This window comes from Pseudomonas brenneri (assembly GCF_007858285.1).
GTDB classification, from domain to species: Bacteria; Pseudomonadota; Gammaproteobacteria; order Pseudomonadales; family Pseudomonadaceae; genus Aquipseudomonas; species Aquipseudomonas brenneri.
The window spans coordinates 198737-212396 of sequence record NZ_VFIL01000007.1 but is presented as its reverse complement, the minus strand read 5'-3'; the positions used below and the strand labels follow the sequence as shown (position 1 = coordinate 212396).

At 59.7% G+C, this 13660-nt stretch carries 14 protein-coding genes and 1 tRNA gene; 7 read left to right on the top strand and 8 right to left on the bottom strand.

The features are described 5' to 3' along the window. Positions 1 to 422: 422 nt before the first annotated feature. The 6 genes from FJD34_RS17425 to cysG are packed head-to-tail and all read left to right on the top strand — an operon-like array spanning position 423 to position 7911. The gene (locus tag FJD34_RS17425) at positions 423 to 2831 is read left to right on the top strand and encodes a DNA translocase FtsK (RefSeq protein ID WP_032857355.1); all 2409 of its coding nucleotides are present in this window, start codon (positions 423 to 425) and stop codon (positions 2829 to 2831) included. 57 nt (positions 2832 to 2888) lie between these two features. Then, complete coding sequence (gene lolA / locus FJD34_RS17420; protein WP_032857353.1) at positions 2889 to 3512, top strand: outer membrane lipoprotein chaperone LolA; 624 nt, start codon at positions 2889 to 2891, stop codon at positions 3510 to 3512. A 10-nt stretch (positions 3513 to 3522) separates the two neighbouring features. After that, entirely contained in the window at positions 3523 to 4848 is a 1326-nt protein-coding gene (locus FJD34_RS17415) for a replication-associated recombination protein A (RefSeq protein WP_032857352.1), read from the top strand. Continuing rightward, complete coding sequence (gene crcB / locus FJD34_RS17410) at positions 4845 to 5219, top strand: fluoride efflux transporter CrcB (RefSeq protein WP_032857351.1); 375 nt, start codon at positions 4845 to 4847, stop codon at positions 5217 to 5219. Before FJD34_RS17415 ends, crcB begins: the two co-directional genes overlap by 4 nt. Positions 5220 to 5235: 16 nt before the next feature. Next, positions 5236 to 6516 carry a serine--tRNA ligase gene (gene serS, locus FJD34_RS17405; RefSeq protein ID WP_032857349.1) on the top strand — a complete coding sequence of 427 codons (1281 nt, stop codon included), beginning with the start codon at positions 5236 to 5238 and terminating at the stop codon, positions 6514 to 6516. Next, positions 6517 to 7911: a siroheme synthase CysG gene (cysG, locus tag FJD34_RS17400; protein ID WP_032857348.1), complete on the top strand. Its 1395-nt coding sequence runs from the start codon at positions 6517 to 6519 to the stop codon at positions 7909 to 7911. A 128-nt stretch (positions 7912 to 8039) separates the two neighbouring features. On the opposite strand, the gene FJD34_RS17395 is transcribed toward cysG, so the two are convergent. From FJD34_RS17395 to FJD34_RS17365, 7 genes are all read right to left on the bottom strand, one after another. Then, complete coding sequence (locus tag FJD34_RS17395) at positions 8040 to 9035, bottom strand: glutathione S-transferase family protein (protein ID WP_090291410.1); 996 nt, start codon at positions 9033 to 9035, stop codon at positions 8040 to 8042. A gap of 88 nt (positions 9036 to 9123) precedes the next feature. Further along, positions 9124 to 10125, bottom strand: a complete 1002-nt coding sequence (locus FJD34_RS17390) for a glycosyl transferase family protein (RefSeq protein ID WP_090291409.1) — start codon at positions 10123 to 10125, stop codon at positions 9124 to 9126. Further along, positions 10122 to 10457, bottom strand: a complete 336-nt coding sequence (locus FJD34_RS17385; RefSeq protein ID WP_032857343.1) for a TusE/DsrC/DsvC family sulfur relay protein — start codon at positions 10455 to 10457, stop codon at positions 10122 to 10124. The genes FJD34_RS17390 and FJD34_RS17385 overlap by 4 nt, the downstream gene beginning before the upstream one ends. Then, positions 10454 to 10747, bottom strand: a complete 294-nt coding sequence (gene tusB / locus FJD34_RS17380) for a sulfurtransferase complex subunit TusB (protein ID WP_032857342.1) — start codon at positions 10745 to 10747, stop codon at positions 10454 to 10456. Before tusB ends, FJD34_RS17385 begins: the two co-directional genes overlap by 4 nt. Continuing rightward, a complete protein-coding gene (gene tusC / locus FJD34_RS17375) occupies positions 10747 to 11097 on the bottom strand; it encodes a sulfurtransferase complex subunit TusC (protein WP_032857340.1) in 351 nt (116 codons plus the stop codon). The genes tusB and tusC overlap by 1 nt, the downstream gene beginning before the upstream one ends. A 1-nt stretch (position 11098) precedes the next feature. Next, the gene (tusD, locus tag FJD34_RS17370; protein ID WP_032857339.1) at positions 11099 to 11491 is read right to left on the bottom strand and encodes a sulfurtransferase complex subunit TusD; all 393 of its coding nucleotides are present in this window, start codon (positions 11489 to 11491) and stop codon (positions 11099 to 11101) included. An 87-nt stretch (positions 11492 to 11578) separates the two neighbouring features. Further along, entirely contained in the window at positions 11579 to 12250 is a 672-nt protein-coding gene (locus tag FJD34_RS17365; protein ID WP_029293588.1) for a Bax inhibitor-1/YccA family protein, read from the bottom strand. 152 nt (positions 12251 to 12402) lie between these two features. On the opposite strand from FJD34_RS17365, the gene FJD34_RS17360 reads away from it, so the two are divergent. Continuing rightward, a tRNA-Ser gene (locus FJD34_RS17360) sits at positions 12403 to 12493 on the top strand. Positions 12494 to 12609: 116 nt separating this feature from the next. Here FJD34_RS17360 and FJD34_RS17355 read toward each other — a convergent pair. Next, the gene (locus FJD34_RS17355) at positions 12610 to 13659 is read right to left on the bottom strand and encodes a tyrosine-type recombinase/integrase (RefSeq protein WP_090291408.1); all 1050 of its coding nucleotides are present in this window, start codon (positions 13657 to 13659) and stop codon (positions 12610 to 12612) included. Position 13660: the final 1 nt, after the last annotated feature.

The window sequence follows — 13660 nt, the reverse complement described above, 5'->3', positions numbered from 1 at the left end:
CTACCCCGATCACGCAATCGGTGGGCCGATGGGTAAGTGGGTGTTTCTGCAACTTGGCCCTGTCAACGTGGTCGTAAGCGAGTCCGTCGGGCGGGTGATGGGTGGTGAACCTTGGTAAAGCTTGTCCAGTCTGATAAATACAGCTCATAAGCCTTTGTCAGCAAAGACAATGCATGCTCAAATTGAAGGATCTGCGAACAGGTTGTGCAAGCAGGCTCGCAAGCGTGGCAACAGGCACGCAAACCCGTACAATAAGCGGGCTGGATGCCGGTTTTCAGCGGTTATGGCCACTTCATGAATCCGTTACAGAGTGTTAAAAGAAGATTCGACAACACTCGTTCATTTTTCAACTGTCCGGATTGGCCAGTATTTTATAGTCATTCAACTGTTGGACGCGCTTAAGGCGCAGGAAAAGACCCGTTTTGAAGAAATCCGCCGCAGCACCCAAAACAGCAGTGGTACCGGCCTGGCGCCAGCACCTGCATTATCGGCTCAAGGAAGGCGCGCTGATTGCCATCGGTGCTTTATGCCTGTTCCTGATGATGGCCTTGCTGACCTATGGCAAGGACGATCCGGGCTGGAGCCATAACAGCAAGATCGACGATGTGCAGAACTTCGGTGGGCCTGTGGGCTCCTACAGCGCCGATATCCTGTTCATGATCCTCGGCTATTTCGCCTATATCTTCCCGCTGTTGCTGGCGATCAAGACCTGGCAGATCTTCCGCCAGCGCCATGAGCCGTGGCAGTGGAGTGGCTGGCTGTTCTCCTGGCGCCTGATCGGCCTGGTGTTCCTGGTGTTGTCGGGTGCGGCGCTGGCACATATTCACTTCCACGCGCCGACCGGCCTGCCGGCGGGTGCGGGCGGAGCCCTGGGTGAAAGCCTGGGCGACCTGGCCCGCAGGACCCTGAATATCCAGGGCAGCACGCTGATGTTCATCGCCCTGTTCCTGTTTGGCCTGACGGTATTCACCGACTTGTCCTGGTTCAAGGTCATGGACGTGACCGGCAAGATCACCCTCGACCTGTTCGAACTGTTCCAGGGCGCTGCCAACCGCTGGTGGGCCGCTCGCGTGGACCGCAAGCGCATGGTGGCGCAATTGCGTGAAGTCGATACCCGGGTCAATGATGTCGTGGCCCCAAGCACGCCGGATCGCCGTGAGCAGGCCAAGGTCAAGGAGCGCCTGATCGAACGCGAGCAGGCCCTGACCAAGCACATGTCCGATCGCGAGAAACAAGTGCCGCCGGTTATCGCCCCGGCGCCAATCAAGGCGCCCGAGCCAAGCCATCGGGTGCAGAAAGAGAAGCAGGCGCCGCTGTTTATCGACAGCGCCGTCGAAGGCACCTTGCCGCCGATCTCGATCCTCGATCCGGCCGAGAAGAAACAACTCAACTACTCCCCGGAGTCCCTGGCGGCGGTTGGCCATCTGCTGGAAATCAAACTCAAGGAGTTTGGCGTCGAGGTCACGGTGGATTCGATCCACCCTGGCCCAGTGATTACCCGTTACGAAATCCAGCCAGCCGCTGGCGTCAAGGTCAGCCGTATTTCCAACCTGGCAAAAGACCTGGCGCGCTCCCTGGCCGTGACCAGTGTGCGTGTGGTGGAAGTAATCCCTGGCAAAACCACCGTAGGTATCGAGATTCCCAACGAAGACCGCCAGATCGTGCGCTTCTCCGAAGTGCTGTCGACCCCGGAATACGACAACTTCAAGTCGCCGGTGACCCTGGCTCTGGGCCACGACATTGGCGGTAAGCCGGTGATCACGGACCTGGCGAAAATGCCTCACCTGCTGGTGGCCGGTACCACCGGTTCCGGTAAATCGGTGGGTGTGAACGCGATGATCCTGTCGATCCTGTTCAAGTCCGGCCCGGAAGACGCCAAGCTGATCATGATCGACCCGAAGATGCTGGAACTGTCGATCTACGAAGGCATTCCGCACCTGCTGTGCCCGGTCGTGACCGATATGAAGGATGCGGCCAACGCCCTGCGCTGGAGCGTTGCCGAGATGGAGCGGCGCTACAAGCTGATGGCGAAGATGGGCGTGCGTAACCTGTCCGGCTTCAACGCCAAGGTCAAGGAAGCCCAGGACGCCGGCACACCGCTGGCCGACCCGCTGTACAAGCGCGAAAGCATTCACGATGAAGCGCCGCTGCTGACCAAGCTGCCGACCATTGTCGTGGTGGTCGACGAATTTGCCGACATGATGATGATCGTCGGCAAGAAGGTCGAAGAGCTGATCGCGCGTATCGCGCAGAAGGCCCGTGCGGCCGGGATCCACTTGATCCTCGCGACCCAGCGGCCTTCGGTGGATGTGATCACCGGCTTGATCAAGGCCAACATCCCGACGCGTATGGCGTTCCAGGTGTCGAGCAAGATCGACTCGCGGACCATTATCGACCAGGGCGGTGCCGAGCAACTGCTGGGCCATGGTGACATGCTCTACATGCCGCCCGGCACCAGCCTGCCGATCCGGGTGCACGGTGCATTTGTTTCCGATGATGAAGTGCATCGGGTGGTGGAAGCCTGGAAACTGCGCGGCGCACCTGAATACAACGACGACATCCTCAATGGTGTCGAAGAGGCCGGCAGCGGCTTTGAAAATGGCGGCGGCAGTGGTGATGACGATGCTGAAACCGACGCCTTGTACGACGAAGCCGTGCAGTTCGTCCTGGAAAGCCGCCGCGCCTCAATCTCTGCGGTGCAGCGTAAACTGAAGATCGGCTACAACCGCGCCGCACGTATGATCGAATCCATGGAAATGGCCGGCGTCGTCACGGCAATGAACACCAACGGCTCGCGCGAAGTGATCGCGCCAGGGCCGATGCGCGACTGACTTCGTGCCGCGTGGCAGCACGCGGCGCGCCTTTCACATCATTCTATGAGGACTCCCATGCGTCTTATCCGCATGCTGTTGTTGCCAGCCTTGGCCCTGACTGCGTTTTCGGCCCACGCTGACCAGGCATCCGTTGCGAGCCTGACCAACCTGCTGGACAAATCCAAGACCCTGACCGCGCGCTTCTCCCAGTTGACCCTGGACGGCGGCGGCACGCAGTTGCAGGAAACGGCCGGTGAAATGGCTGTGCAGCGCCCAGGCCTGTTCTTCTGGAAAACCGACGCGCCCAACGAGCAGACCATCGTCTCCGATGGCAAGAAAGTCACGCTGTGGGACCCGGACCTGGAGCAGGCGACCATCAAGACCCTTGACCCACGTCTGAGCCAGACCCCGGCCTTGTTGCTGTCCGGTGATGTGTCGCAGATCAGCGAGAGTTTCGAGATCACGTCCAAGCAACAAAGCAACGTGATCGATTTCACCCTCAAGCCCAAGTCCAAGGACACACTGTTCGACAGCCTGCGCCTGTCGTTTCGCAACGGTGTGATCAACGATATGCAACTGATCGACAGTGTTGGCCAGCGCACCAATATCCTGTTCACCGGGGTCAAGGCCAATGAGTCGGTCCCAGCCTCCACGTTCAAGTTCGACATCCCCAAGGGTGCCGATGTGATCCAGGAGTAAATCGCTGCCCATGGACCTGTTTCGCAGTGACCCGATTGCCCAGCCCCTGGCCGCGCGCTTGCGCTCGACCAACCTGGATGAGTATGTCGGGCAAGAGCACTTGCTGGCCCGCGGTAAGCCCCTGCGCGAAGCCCTGGAGCAGGGTGCCCTGCACTCGATGATTTTCTGGGGGCCGCCGGGCGTGGGCAAGACCACCCTGGCGCGGCTGCTGGCGAAAGTCTCGGACGCACACTTTGAAACAGTCTCGGCCGTGTTGGCCGGGGTCAAGGAGATCCGCCAGGCGGTGGAAGTCGCCAAGCAGCAGGCCGGGCAGTACGGTCGGCGCACCATCCTGTTTGTCGATGAAGTGCACCGCTTCAACAAGTCGCAGCAGGATGCATTCCTGCCCTATGTGGAAGACGGCACGCTGATTTTTATTGGCGCCACCACTGAAAACCCCTCGTTTGAACTCAACAATGCCTTGCTCTCGCGGGCGCGGGTGTATGTCCTCAAGAGCCTCGATGAAGCCGCGATGCAGAAGCTGTTGCAGCGAGCGCTGGGCGAGGACAAGGGGCTAGGCAAGCGCCATCTGAGCCTGGGGGAGGAGGGTTTCAAGATCCTGCTGGCGGCGGCTGACGGTGACGGTCGACGTTTCCTCAATCTGCTGGAAAACGCCTCTGACCTGGCTGAAGACAATAGTGAGATTGGCGTCGACCTGCTGCAAAGCCTGCTGGGCGATACCCGGCGGCGCTTCGACAAGGGCGGCGAGGCCTTCTACGATCAGATTTCGGCATTGCACAAATCTGTACGCGGTTCCAACCCGGACGGCGCGTTGTATTGGTTTGCGCGCATGATCGACGGTGGCTGCGATCCGCTGTACCTGGCCCGGCGTGTGGTGCGCATGGCCAGCGAGGACATCGGCAACGCCGATCCCCGCGCCCTGAGCCTGTGCCTGGCGGCCTGGGAAGTGCAGGAGCGCCTCGGCAGCCCGGAAGGCGAGTTGGCGGTGGCGCAGGCCATTACCTACCTGGCCTGCGCGCCGAAAAGCAATGCGGTGTACATGGGCTTCAAGTCGGCGCTGCGTGCTGCGGCTGAGCATGGCTCATTGGAAGTCCCGCTGCACCTGCGTAACGCGCCGACCAAACTGATGAAACAGTTGGGTTATGGCGACGAATACCGCTACGCCCACGACGAGCCGGATGCCTATGCGGCCGGCGAAGACTATTTTCCTGATGATCTGGAGCCGCAACCGTTCTATCAACCGGTGCCCCGTGGCCTGGAGCTGAAGATCGGCGAGAAGCTCAATCACCTCGCGCAACTGGACCGCTTGAGCCCGAAACAGCGGAGAAAGCCATGATTCCCTTGGTGATCGCAGTCTCCGTAGGCGGTGTGGCCGGTACCCTATTGCGCTTTGCCACCGGCAATTGGATTAGCGCCAATTGGCCGAAACACTTCTATACCGCGACGCTGGCCGTTAATATCGTGGGCTGCCTGCTGATCGGCGTGTTGTACGGCCTGTTTCTGTTACGCCCGGAGGTGCCTGTTGAAGTGCGCGCCGGGTTGATGGTGGGCTTCCTTGGCGGCCTGACCACTTTTTCATCCTTTTCACTGGATACCGTGCGCCTGCTGGAAAGCGGGCAAGTGCCGCTGGCATTAGGCTATGTGGCCATCAGTGTATTCGGCGGGCTGCTCGCCACCTGGGCCGGCCTGTCCTTGACCAAACTTTGATAAACGAGAGACCGACATGCTCGATTCCAAACTGTTACGTAGCAACCTTCAGGACGTAGCGGACCGCCTGGCATCCCGTGGCTTTGCCTTGGATGTTGCGCGCATCGAAGCGCTGGAAGAACAGCGCAAGACCGTCCAGACCCGCACCGAAGCATTGCAGGCTGAACGGAATGCGCGCTCCAAATCCATCGGTCAGGCCAAGCAGCGTGGTGAAGACATCGCGCCGCTGATGGCGGACGTCGAGCGCATGGGCAGCGAGCTGTCTGACGGCAAGGTCGAACTGGACAAGATTCAGTCCGAGCTGGATTCGATCCTGTTGGGTATCCCCAACCTGCCGCACGAATCCGTGCCGGTCGGCGCCGATGAAGACGGTAACGTCGAAGTCCGCCGCTGGGGTACGCCAAAAGCCTTTGATTTCGAGATCAAGGACCACGTTGCCCTGGGCGAACTGACCGGTGGCCTGGATTTTGAAACCGCCGCCAAAATGTCCGGCGCGCGCTTTGCCTTGCTGCGCGGTCCGATCGCACGCATGCACCGTGCCCTGGCGCAGTTCATGCTCAACCTGCACACCGGCGAACACGGTTACGAGGAGGCTTACACCCCGTACCTGGTGCAGGCTCCGGCGCTGATGGGCACCAGCCAGTTGCCGAAGTTCGAAGAGGACCTGTTCAAGATCAGCCGCGATGGCGAAGCCGATCTGTACCTGATCCCGACCGCCGAAGTATCGCTGACCAACATCGTGGCCGGCGAGATCCTCGACGCCAAGCAACTGCCGATCAAGTTCGTCGCCCACAGCCCGTGCTTCCGCAGCGAAGCCGGGGCATCGGGCCGTGACACCCGCGGCATGATCCGCCAACACCAGTTCGACAAGGTCGAGATGGTGCAGGTTGTCGAGCCGTCGACCTCCATGGAAGCCCTGGAAGGCCTGACCGCCAACGCCGAGCGCGTCCTGCAATTGCTGGAGTTGCCGTACCGCGTATTGGCGCTGTGCACCGGCGACATGGGGTTCAGCGCGGTAAAGACCTACGACCTCGAAGTGTGGGTGCCGAGCCAGGACAAATACCGCGAGATTTCCTCGTGCTCCAACTGCGGTGATTTCCAGGCCCGCCGCATGCAGGCGCGTTTCCGTAACCCGGAAACCGGCAAGCCGGAACTGGTCCACACCCTCAACGGCTCGGGCCTGGCTGTAGGCCGCACCCTGGTCGCGGTGCTGGAAAACTACCAGCAGGCTGACGGTTCGATCCGCGTACCTGAAGTGCTCAAGCCGTACATGGCGGGCGTTGAGGTCATCGGCTAAATGGAATTTCTGCCGCTGTTCCATAACCTGCGCGGCAGTCGTGTGTTGGTCGTCGGTGGCGGGGAGATTGCCTTGCGCAAATCCCGGCTACTGGCCGATGCCGGCGCGTTGTTGCGGGTGGTTGCTCCCTTGATCGAAGACCAGTTGCGTGAACTGGTACAGGGCAGTGGCGGTGAGCTTATTGTGCGTGGTTACCAGGAGGCGGACCTTGATGGCTGCACCCTGATCATCGCGGCAACCGACGACGAGCCGCTGAACGCGCAAGTGTCCAGTGATGCTCGGCGCCGTTGTGTGCCGGTCAATGTGGTGGACGCGCCGGCCTTGTGCAGCGTGATCTTCCCGGCGATCGTCGACCGCTCGCCCTTGGTGATTGCGGTGTCCAGTGGCGGTGATGCGCCGGTGCTGGCACGGCTGATTCGCGCCAAACTGGAAACCTGGATTCCGTCCACCTACGGTCAATTGGCCGGGCTGGCCGCACGTTTTCGCGCGCAGGTCAAAAATCTGTATCCCGATGTGCAGCAGCGCCGGGCCTTCTGGGAAGACGTTTTCCAGGGCCCGATCGCTGATCGGCAACTGGCAGGGCAAGGCGATGAAGCCGAGCGTTTGCTGGTGGAGAAGGTCAATGGCAAGCCGCCCCATGCGCCGGGTGAAGTGTATCTGGTGGGCGCAGGCCCCGGTGATCCGGACCTCCTGACCTTTCGCGCGCTACGCTTGATGCAGCAAGCCGATGTGGTGCTGTATGACCGCCTGGTGGCGCCGGCGATTCTCGAATTGTGCCGTCGCGACGCCGAGCGGGTATATGTCGGCAAGCGCCGCGCCGATCATGCGGTGCCGCAAGACCAGATCAACCAGCAACTGGTGAAACTGGCCAAGCAGGGCAAGCGCGTACTGCGCCTCAAGGGCGGCGATCCGTTTATCTTTGGTCGCGGCGGCGAAGAGATCGAGGAGCTGGCGGCCAATGGCATCCCGTTCCAGGTGGTGCCGGGGATTACGGCAGCCAGTGGCTGTGCGGCGTATGCCGGTATTCCCCTGACCCATCGCGACTATGCGCAATCGGTACGCTTCATCACCGGGCACCTGAAAGACGGCACCTCGGATTTGCCCTGGAATGACCTGGTGGGACCGTCGCAGACCCTGGTGTTCTACATGGGTTTGATTGGCTTGCCGATCATTTGCGAGCAACTGATCCGCCATGGCCGTTCGGCAGACACCCCGGCTGCGTTGATTCAGCAAGGCACCACGTCCAACCAGCGCGTGTTTACTGGCACCCTGGCGGACCTGCCGCGCCTGGTGGCGGAGCATGAAGTGCATGCGCCGACGCTGGTGATTGTAGGAGAAGTGGTGGTGTTGCGTGAGAAGCTGAAGTGGTTCGAAGGTGCCCAGTCCCAGGTGTGAAACCGGCACTCACATCAATTGTAGGAGCGAGCTTGCTCGCGAGAAACTCAAGGGCGCCGCGTTCATCCAGGATGCCAGCGTTATCGTTGACGATCTTCGCGAGCAAGCTCGCTCCTACCGTTTTTGCTTCAGCTCCAGACGCCCTTGCTGCTCAACTTCTGTCGGTCATGTTTGCTATCAAACGCCTGCAACGGCCCCTTCGGTACAATCCCCGTCGGATTGATCGTCCGGTGGCTGGCATAGTAATGCCCCTTGATATGGGCAAAATCCACGGTCTCGGCCACGCCGGGCCATTGATACAGCTCGCGTAACCAATTCGACAGGTTTGGATAATCCGCAATCCGCCGCAGGTTGCATTTGAAGTGGCTGTAATACACCGCATCAAACCGGATCAGCGTCGTAAACAGGCGTACATCAGCCTCGGTCAGGTATTCACCGGCCAGGTAGCGGTGCCCCCCCAAGTGCTGCTCCAGGTGATCCAGCTCGGCAAACACGTCATCAAAAGCACTTTCGTACGCCTGCTGTGAAGTGGCAAAGCCTGCGCGATACACGCCATTGTTTACGGCGGGATAGATCCGCTCGTTCCACGCGTCGATGCTCGGGCGCAGCGGTTCGGGGTAAAAGTCCAGGGTGTTGCCCGTCAGTTCATTGAACGCGCTGTTGAACATGCGGATGATCTCCGCCGATTCATTACTGACGATGCGACTGAGCTTCTTGTCCCACAGCACGGGCACAGTGACGCGCCCGGTGTAGTCGGTGGTGTCGGCGGTATAGCGCTGGTGCATGAAGGAAAAATCGTCGAGCTTGTCGCCAGTTGAGCCGTGGGCCTTGTCGAAGGTCCAGCCATTTTCCAGCATCAGCCAACTGACCACTGAAACGTCGATCAGGCTTTCCAGGCCCTTGAGTTTGCGCAGGATCAGGGTGCGGTGCGCCCACGGGCAGGCGAGGGAGACATACAAGTGGTAGCGGCCGGCTTCGGCCTTGAAGCCGCCATCACCGCTGGGGCCCGGTTGGCCGTCGGTGGTGACCCAGTGCCGGCGTTGCGCCTGTTCCCGTTGGAAGGCGCCATCTGCGCTACTTTCGTACCACTGGTCATGCCAGCGTCCTTCAATCAGCAAACCCATGACTGACTCCTTGGCTAATAAGCGTTGGTGTGCAGTCTAATCGTCTGAGTTCGAAGAAATAGCGCAAAGGCTCGGGGTTAATGATCGATTAAATCGATTTGTCCCGCGCATCCCAATACTGCTGGGCCAGTTCAAAAGCCTGTTCCCGTGGGTGCCCAAGGCCGCGCAGGGCCAGGGCCATGGTGGCGATCAGTGCCAACTGCGGGTAGCTATCCTGGACCTCGCCGCGCCACAGGGCTTTCAAATGCTCAGGTTCTAGGCTGGCCGGCTTGACGTGGCGCTGAGCCGAGAGGGCTGGCCACTCTTCATCCCAGCTTGCGCCGCCGGTGGTGCCATATAAATGGCTGGTGGTATCGGGGTTGATCTCGATCTCGCCGCCATCGCCCTTGATCACAATCGTGTTGTCGCCCAGCAAGCCACTGGCATCACGGTGTACGCCCTGGTAGCCGGGGTGGAAGATACTTTGCAGGCCGCAGCGTGCGCCCAGCGGGTTGAGGATGCGTGCCAGGGAATGGATAGGTGAACGCAGGCCGAGGATGTTGCGCAGGTCAATCATGCGTTGCAGTTGCGAGGCCCAGTCGCCCAGCGGCATAAACGCCAGGTTGCCTTGCGCAAAGGCTGTCTCGACCTGCTGCCAGTTGCGGCACAGTGGAATCTGCAACTCACCCAGCAATTGTTCGGTGTACAGGCGCCCAGCCGTGTGGGCGCCGCCGCCGTGCATGAAGATTCGCACACCGTTCTGCGCCAGACACTTGGCGGCCAGCAGGTACCATGGCAGGTGGCGCTTTTTCCCCGCGTAGGTAGGCCAATCGATATCTACGTTCAGTGCTGGCGCGTTGAGGCGCTCACGCAGGGCTTCGGTGAAGCCGGCGAGCTCTTCCGGGCTTTCTTCCTTGTGGCGCAACAGCATCAGGAATGCACCGAGCTGAGAGTCTTCGACCTTGTCGTCGAGCAGCATGCCCATGGCTTCCCGCGCTTCTTCGCGCGTCAGGCTGCGGGCACCACGCTTGCCTTTGCCGAGGATGCGTACAAACGGCGCAAAGGGATGTTCGGCGGGAGTTTCGGTGATCAACGGGGCAAAGTCGGTCATAAGCAATTCGTCGGCCTGGGCAGGCCCGCCAGCTTGGCGGCAAGTTTGGCGGGAGTGCCTTTGAACAGTCGGTTGAGGTGCAGGCTGTTGCCCTTTTCCGGGCCCAGCTTCAAGGCGGTGTACTTGATCAGCGGGCGGGTGGCCGGTGATAACTGGAACTCCTGGTAAAAGCCCCTGAGCAGCTCAAGGATTTCCCAGTGCTCGTCGGTCAACTCCAGTTCTTCGGCGCTTGCCAGGGCACTGGCCACTTCGACAGACCAGGCGTTCAGGTCAACCAGGTAACCGTCCTTGTCCAGTTCAAGGGTGCGCGCGCCTACGGTCAGGGTGTTCATAGCCAAGTGTTGACCTTGTCATGGTCGATCGACAACTGCACAAAACCCGGGTAGTCGACACTTTTGGCCCAATCCGGCAACGACAGGCCACGGGCCTGGGCATCCTCAGCCAGCACGAAGACATCCAGGGCCTTGGCTTGCAAGGCCTGGAAAGGCGCGCTGCCGGCTTGCAGGGCATAGGTTGCATCACCGCACAGCAGGACTGCATCCTGCGCGCCACACAGGCGTAGGCAACTGCCCAGGCGGCTGTCGGTAAAAGGGGAGTGGGACAACACATGCAAGGTCGACATCAGAGGGTCATCACCTGATCGTAACGGTCAATCATCTGGGAAATCTGTTCGCTGCTCAGTGGCTGCGCGTTATCAGGGGGGCTCAGCCCACGTTCGGCCAGGCTGTGGCTGCAGGCGAATACCTCATCGATACCAAACAGCGAGAGTGCCTGCAGGTTGGCAGTCACGTCCTTCTGCTGCAAGGCCTTGGCATCCTGCGCGGTTGCCAGTTGAAACACGCCGTCATCGAGAAACAGCAGCCCAATCGGCAAGTCGAATGCACCACCGGCCAGCACCACATCCAGCGCTTCTCGCGCACTGGGCCCGGACCACGGTGCCTGGCGGCTGATTACCAACAAGGATCTGGACATTTCATGGCCCTCCAAAGCAGATCAGGCGGTCGGCGTCCTGGATTGCATCGTGCAACTGCCCAAGGCCCGACAGCGCCCAGGGCGCATCGATATTGACCGCGCTACGTTGATAGCGTGAGGCTTCCTCGTTATTCAACACCCCACGACGCAATGCTGCGGCAATGCACACCACACCATCAAGCTGATGCTCGCTGACGAAGGCGCGCCACTGTTGAGCGATATCCTGCTCATCCTGCGGTGTTACCACCGAGTTGGATGCGCTGTAGACCCCATCCTGATAGAAAAACAGCCGCACAACCTCATGCCCACCGGCCAGCGCAGCCTGGGCAAACTGCAGGGCACGGCGCGAGGAAGGCGCATGGGCGGCGGAAAAAAGCGCAATCGCGAACTTCATGGAACACTCTGTAGGCAAACCTGCGCCAATGATAAAGCCGCAGGCAACAAAAAGCCCGCCGAAGCGGGCTTTTTGATGAGGCTGGGATCAGTCGTCGCGGCTCATGATGCCGAAGATCTGCAACAGGCTGACAAACAGGTTGTAGATCGATACATACAGGCTGATGGTCGCCATGATGTAGTTACGCTCGCCGCCATGGATGATGGCGCTGGTCTGGAACAGAATGCAGACCGAGGAAAACAGCACAAAACCGGCGCTGATCGCCAGCTGCAGGCCGCTGATCTGGAAGAACATGCTCGCCAGCACCGCCGCCAGCAACACGAAGAAGCCAGCCGTGATGAAGCCGCCGAGGAAGCTCATGTCCTTACGGGTGATCAGTACATAGGCCGACAGGCCACCAAACACCAGTGCCGTCATGGCAAACGCCGAGCTGACCACTTCCGCGCCGCCCTGCATACCCAGGTAACGGTTAAGGATCGGGCCCAGCAGGAACCCCATGAAACCGGTCAGGGCAAACGCCGACACCAGGCCCCAGGCCGAGTCGCGCAGCTTGTTGGTGAGGAAAAACAGGCCGTAGAAGCCGATCAATACCACAAAGATGTTCGGGTAGCCGACACGCATCTGTTGCGCCACATACGCCATCACGCCGCTAAATGCGAGGGTGAGGGCGAGCAGGCCGTATGTATTGCGCAGGACGCGGCTAACCTCTAGCTGCTCAGCCTGCACGTTGCTATTAACTGCGTAATCCTGTTCGCGCATGGCGACACTCCTTCAGTTTTGAAACGTTCAGTCGCAAAGATCATAACAGACGCTCTGTAACAAGCTATGCAGAGAGTTTGACAGTGTGTTTCATTCGGGTATTATGGCGCCCGCTGAGACAGGATGGGCTACTATAATCCTGTGTTGCACAAGGGAAATTGGCAGAGTGGTTGAATGCACCGGTCTTGAAAACCGGCGAACGTTAATAGCGTTCCCAGGGTTCGAATCCCTGGTTTCCCGCCAAGATTCATACGAAAGCCCCGCAAATGCGGGGCTTTCGTGTTTCTGGGGTTTGGGTCATATTTTGCTGTATTGGGTGGCAGTTCCGAAACTTTCGGGTATGAGTTCCGAAACTTTGGTTATTTAGACGGCTTCGCAGTCGCGCCGATCCTCCTGTAAACCCGTTTTGTGATCTCCTGTTTGCTGTGCCCAAGCAGCAGGCTGGCGTCGCCAATATCGAGGATTTCCGAGGCCGCCTTCGGCCTGATGTCACGAAACTGAAACCCTCCTATCTTCGCCGCAAGTATTGGGTCACTCTGCTCGATGGCCTTTTCACGCGCCTTCTCCCGTGCTTTGTCCCAGCGCAAGCGGAGCATCCCTTTTGTCATCCGTTTCCCGTGTTTGTTGATCAACAAATACTTGGATGGGTGGCAGGCATTCCTCTCTGTGATTTCCCGGATTAACTTGCCCAGGCTGTTCTCCGCCTCCTTGGTACCCATCAGAATTCTCAGCTTCTGCTGTGTCTTCCCTTGCGTCACCAGTAGGTAGTCGCCTTCAACGTCATCAATGCGCATGACGATCACATCAGCGGGTCGCTGGCCAGTCAGGTAGGCCAAGTCCATGGCTTCCTTAAGCTCCAGCTCCGCCATTCCGTACACTGCATCCCACACAACCGCATTGGCGTAGTAGTCACGCGGCGCCTCCTTATTCTTCCTTATGCCCTGGCATGGGTTCTCTCGCTCGGTGAGTCCCCACTCCCTGGCCATGTTGAAAACGTGGGACAGGAGGGCGATCTCGCGGTTGGCTCGAACCTTTGCTGAGCGGGCATCACGGTACCCAGCAATGTTGAACGGCGTAATTGAATCGATGGGCGCCTCGTCAAACGTAGGGCGAAGCTGTTTCAGTTCAGCCATGTTGTCCTTCTGTGTCCGCTCCCCCTTTTTCGGAATGACATCGCGTACATACCGGTCGAAAATGCCCTTCATTGTTGTCAGATCGGCCGGCTTTTCTTTGGCCTCCAGTTCGGCCCACTTTAAGCGGGCTTTGCTCAGGTCTGTTCCAAGCGGGATCTCTTTGCCAGCAGAATCCCGGTAGTAGTAGCCGATCCAGACCTTGCCATTCTTCCTTGGGCGCTTACGGCGCACCATTCCTGGCGGCAAGTCCCTGTTTTCCGTGTTCCGGGGGCGCATA

Coding starts and splice junctions, on each gene's coding strand:
- lolA (WP_032857353.1), top strand. CDS start 2,889: ATGCGTCTTATCCGCATGCTGTTGTTGCCAGCCTTGGCCCTGACTGCG.
- FJD34_RS17415 (WP_032857352.1), top strand. CDS start 3,523: ATGGACCTGTTTCGCAGTGACCCGATTGCCCAGCCCCTGGCCGCGCGC.
- crcB (WP_032857351.1), top strand. CDS start 4,845: ATGATTCCCTTGGTGATCGCAGTCTCCGTAGGCGGTGTGGCCGGTACC.
- serS (WP_032857349.1), top strand. CDS start 5,236: ATGCTCGATTCCAAACTGTTACGTAGCAACCTTCAGGACGTAGCGGAC.
- cysG (WP_032857348.1), top strand. CDS start 6,517: ATGGAATTTCTGCCGCTGTTCCATAACCTGCGCGGCAGTCGTGTGTTG.
- FJD34_RS17395 (WP_090291410.1), bottom strand. CDS start 9,035: ATGGGTTTGCTGATTGAAGGACGCTGGCATGACCAGTGGTACGAAAGT.
- FJD34_RS17390 (WP_090291409.1), bottom strand. CDS start 10,125: ATGACCGACTTTGCCCCGTTGATCACCGAAACTCCCGCCGAACATCCC.
- FJD34_RS17385 (WP_032857343.1), bottom strand. CDS start 10,457: ATGAACACCCTGACCGTAGGCGCGCGCACCCTTGAACTGGACAAGGAC.
- tusB (WP_032857342.1), bottom strand. CDS start 10,747: ATGTCGACCTTGCATGTGTTGTCCCACTCCCCTTTTACCGACAGCCGC.
- tusC (WP_032857340.1), bottom strand. CDS start 11,097: ATGTCCAGATCCTTGTTGGTAATCAGCCGCCAGGCACCGTGGTCCGGG.
- tusD (WP_032857339.1), bottom strand. CDS start 11,491: ATGAAGTTCGCGATTGCGCTTTTTTCCGCCGCCCATGCGCCTTCCTCG.
- FJD34_RS17365 (WP_029293588.1), bottom strand. CDS start 12,250: ATGCGCGAACAGGATTACGCAGTTAATAGCAACGTGCAGGCTGAGCAG.
- FJD34_RS17355 (WP_090291408.1), bottom strand. CDS start 13,659: ATGCGCCCCCGGAACACGGAAAACAGGGACTTGCCGCCAGGAATGGTG.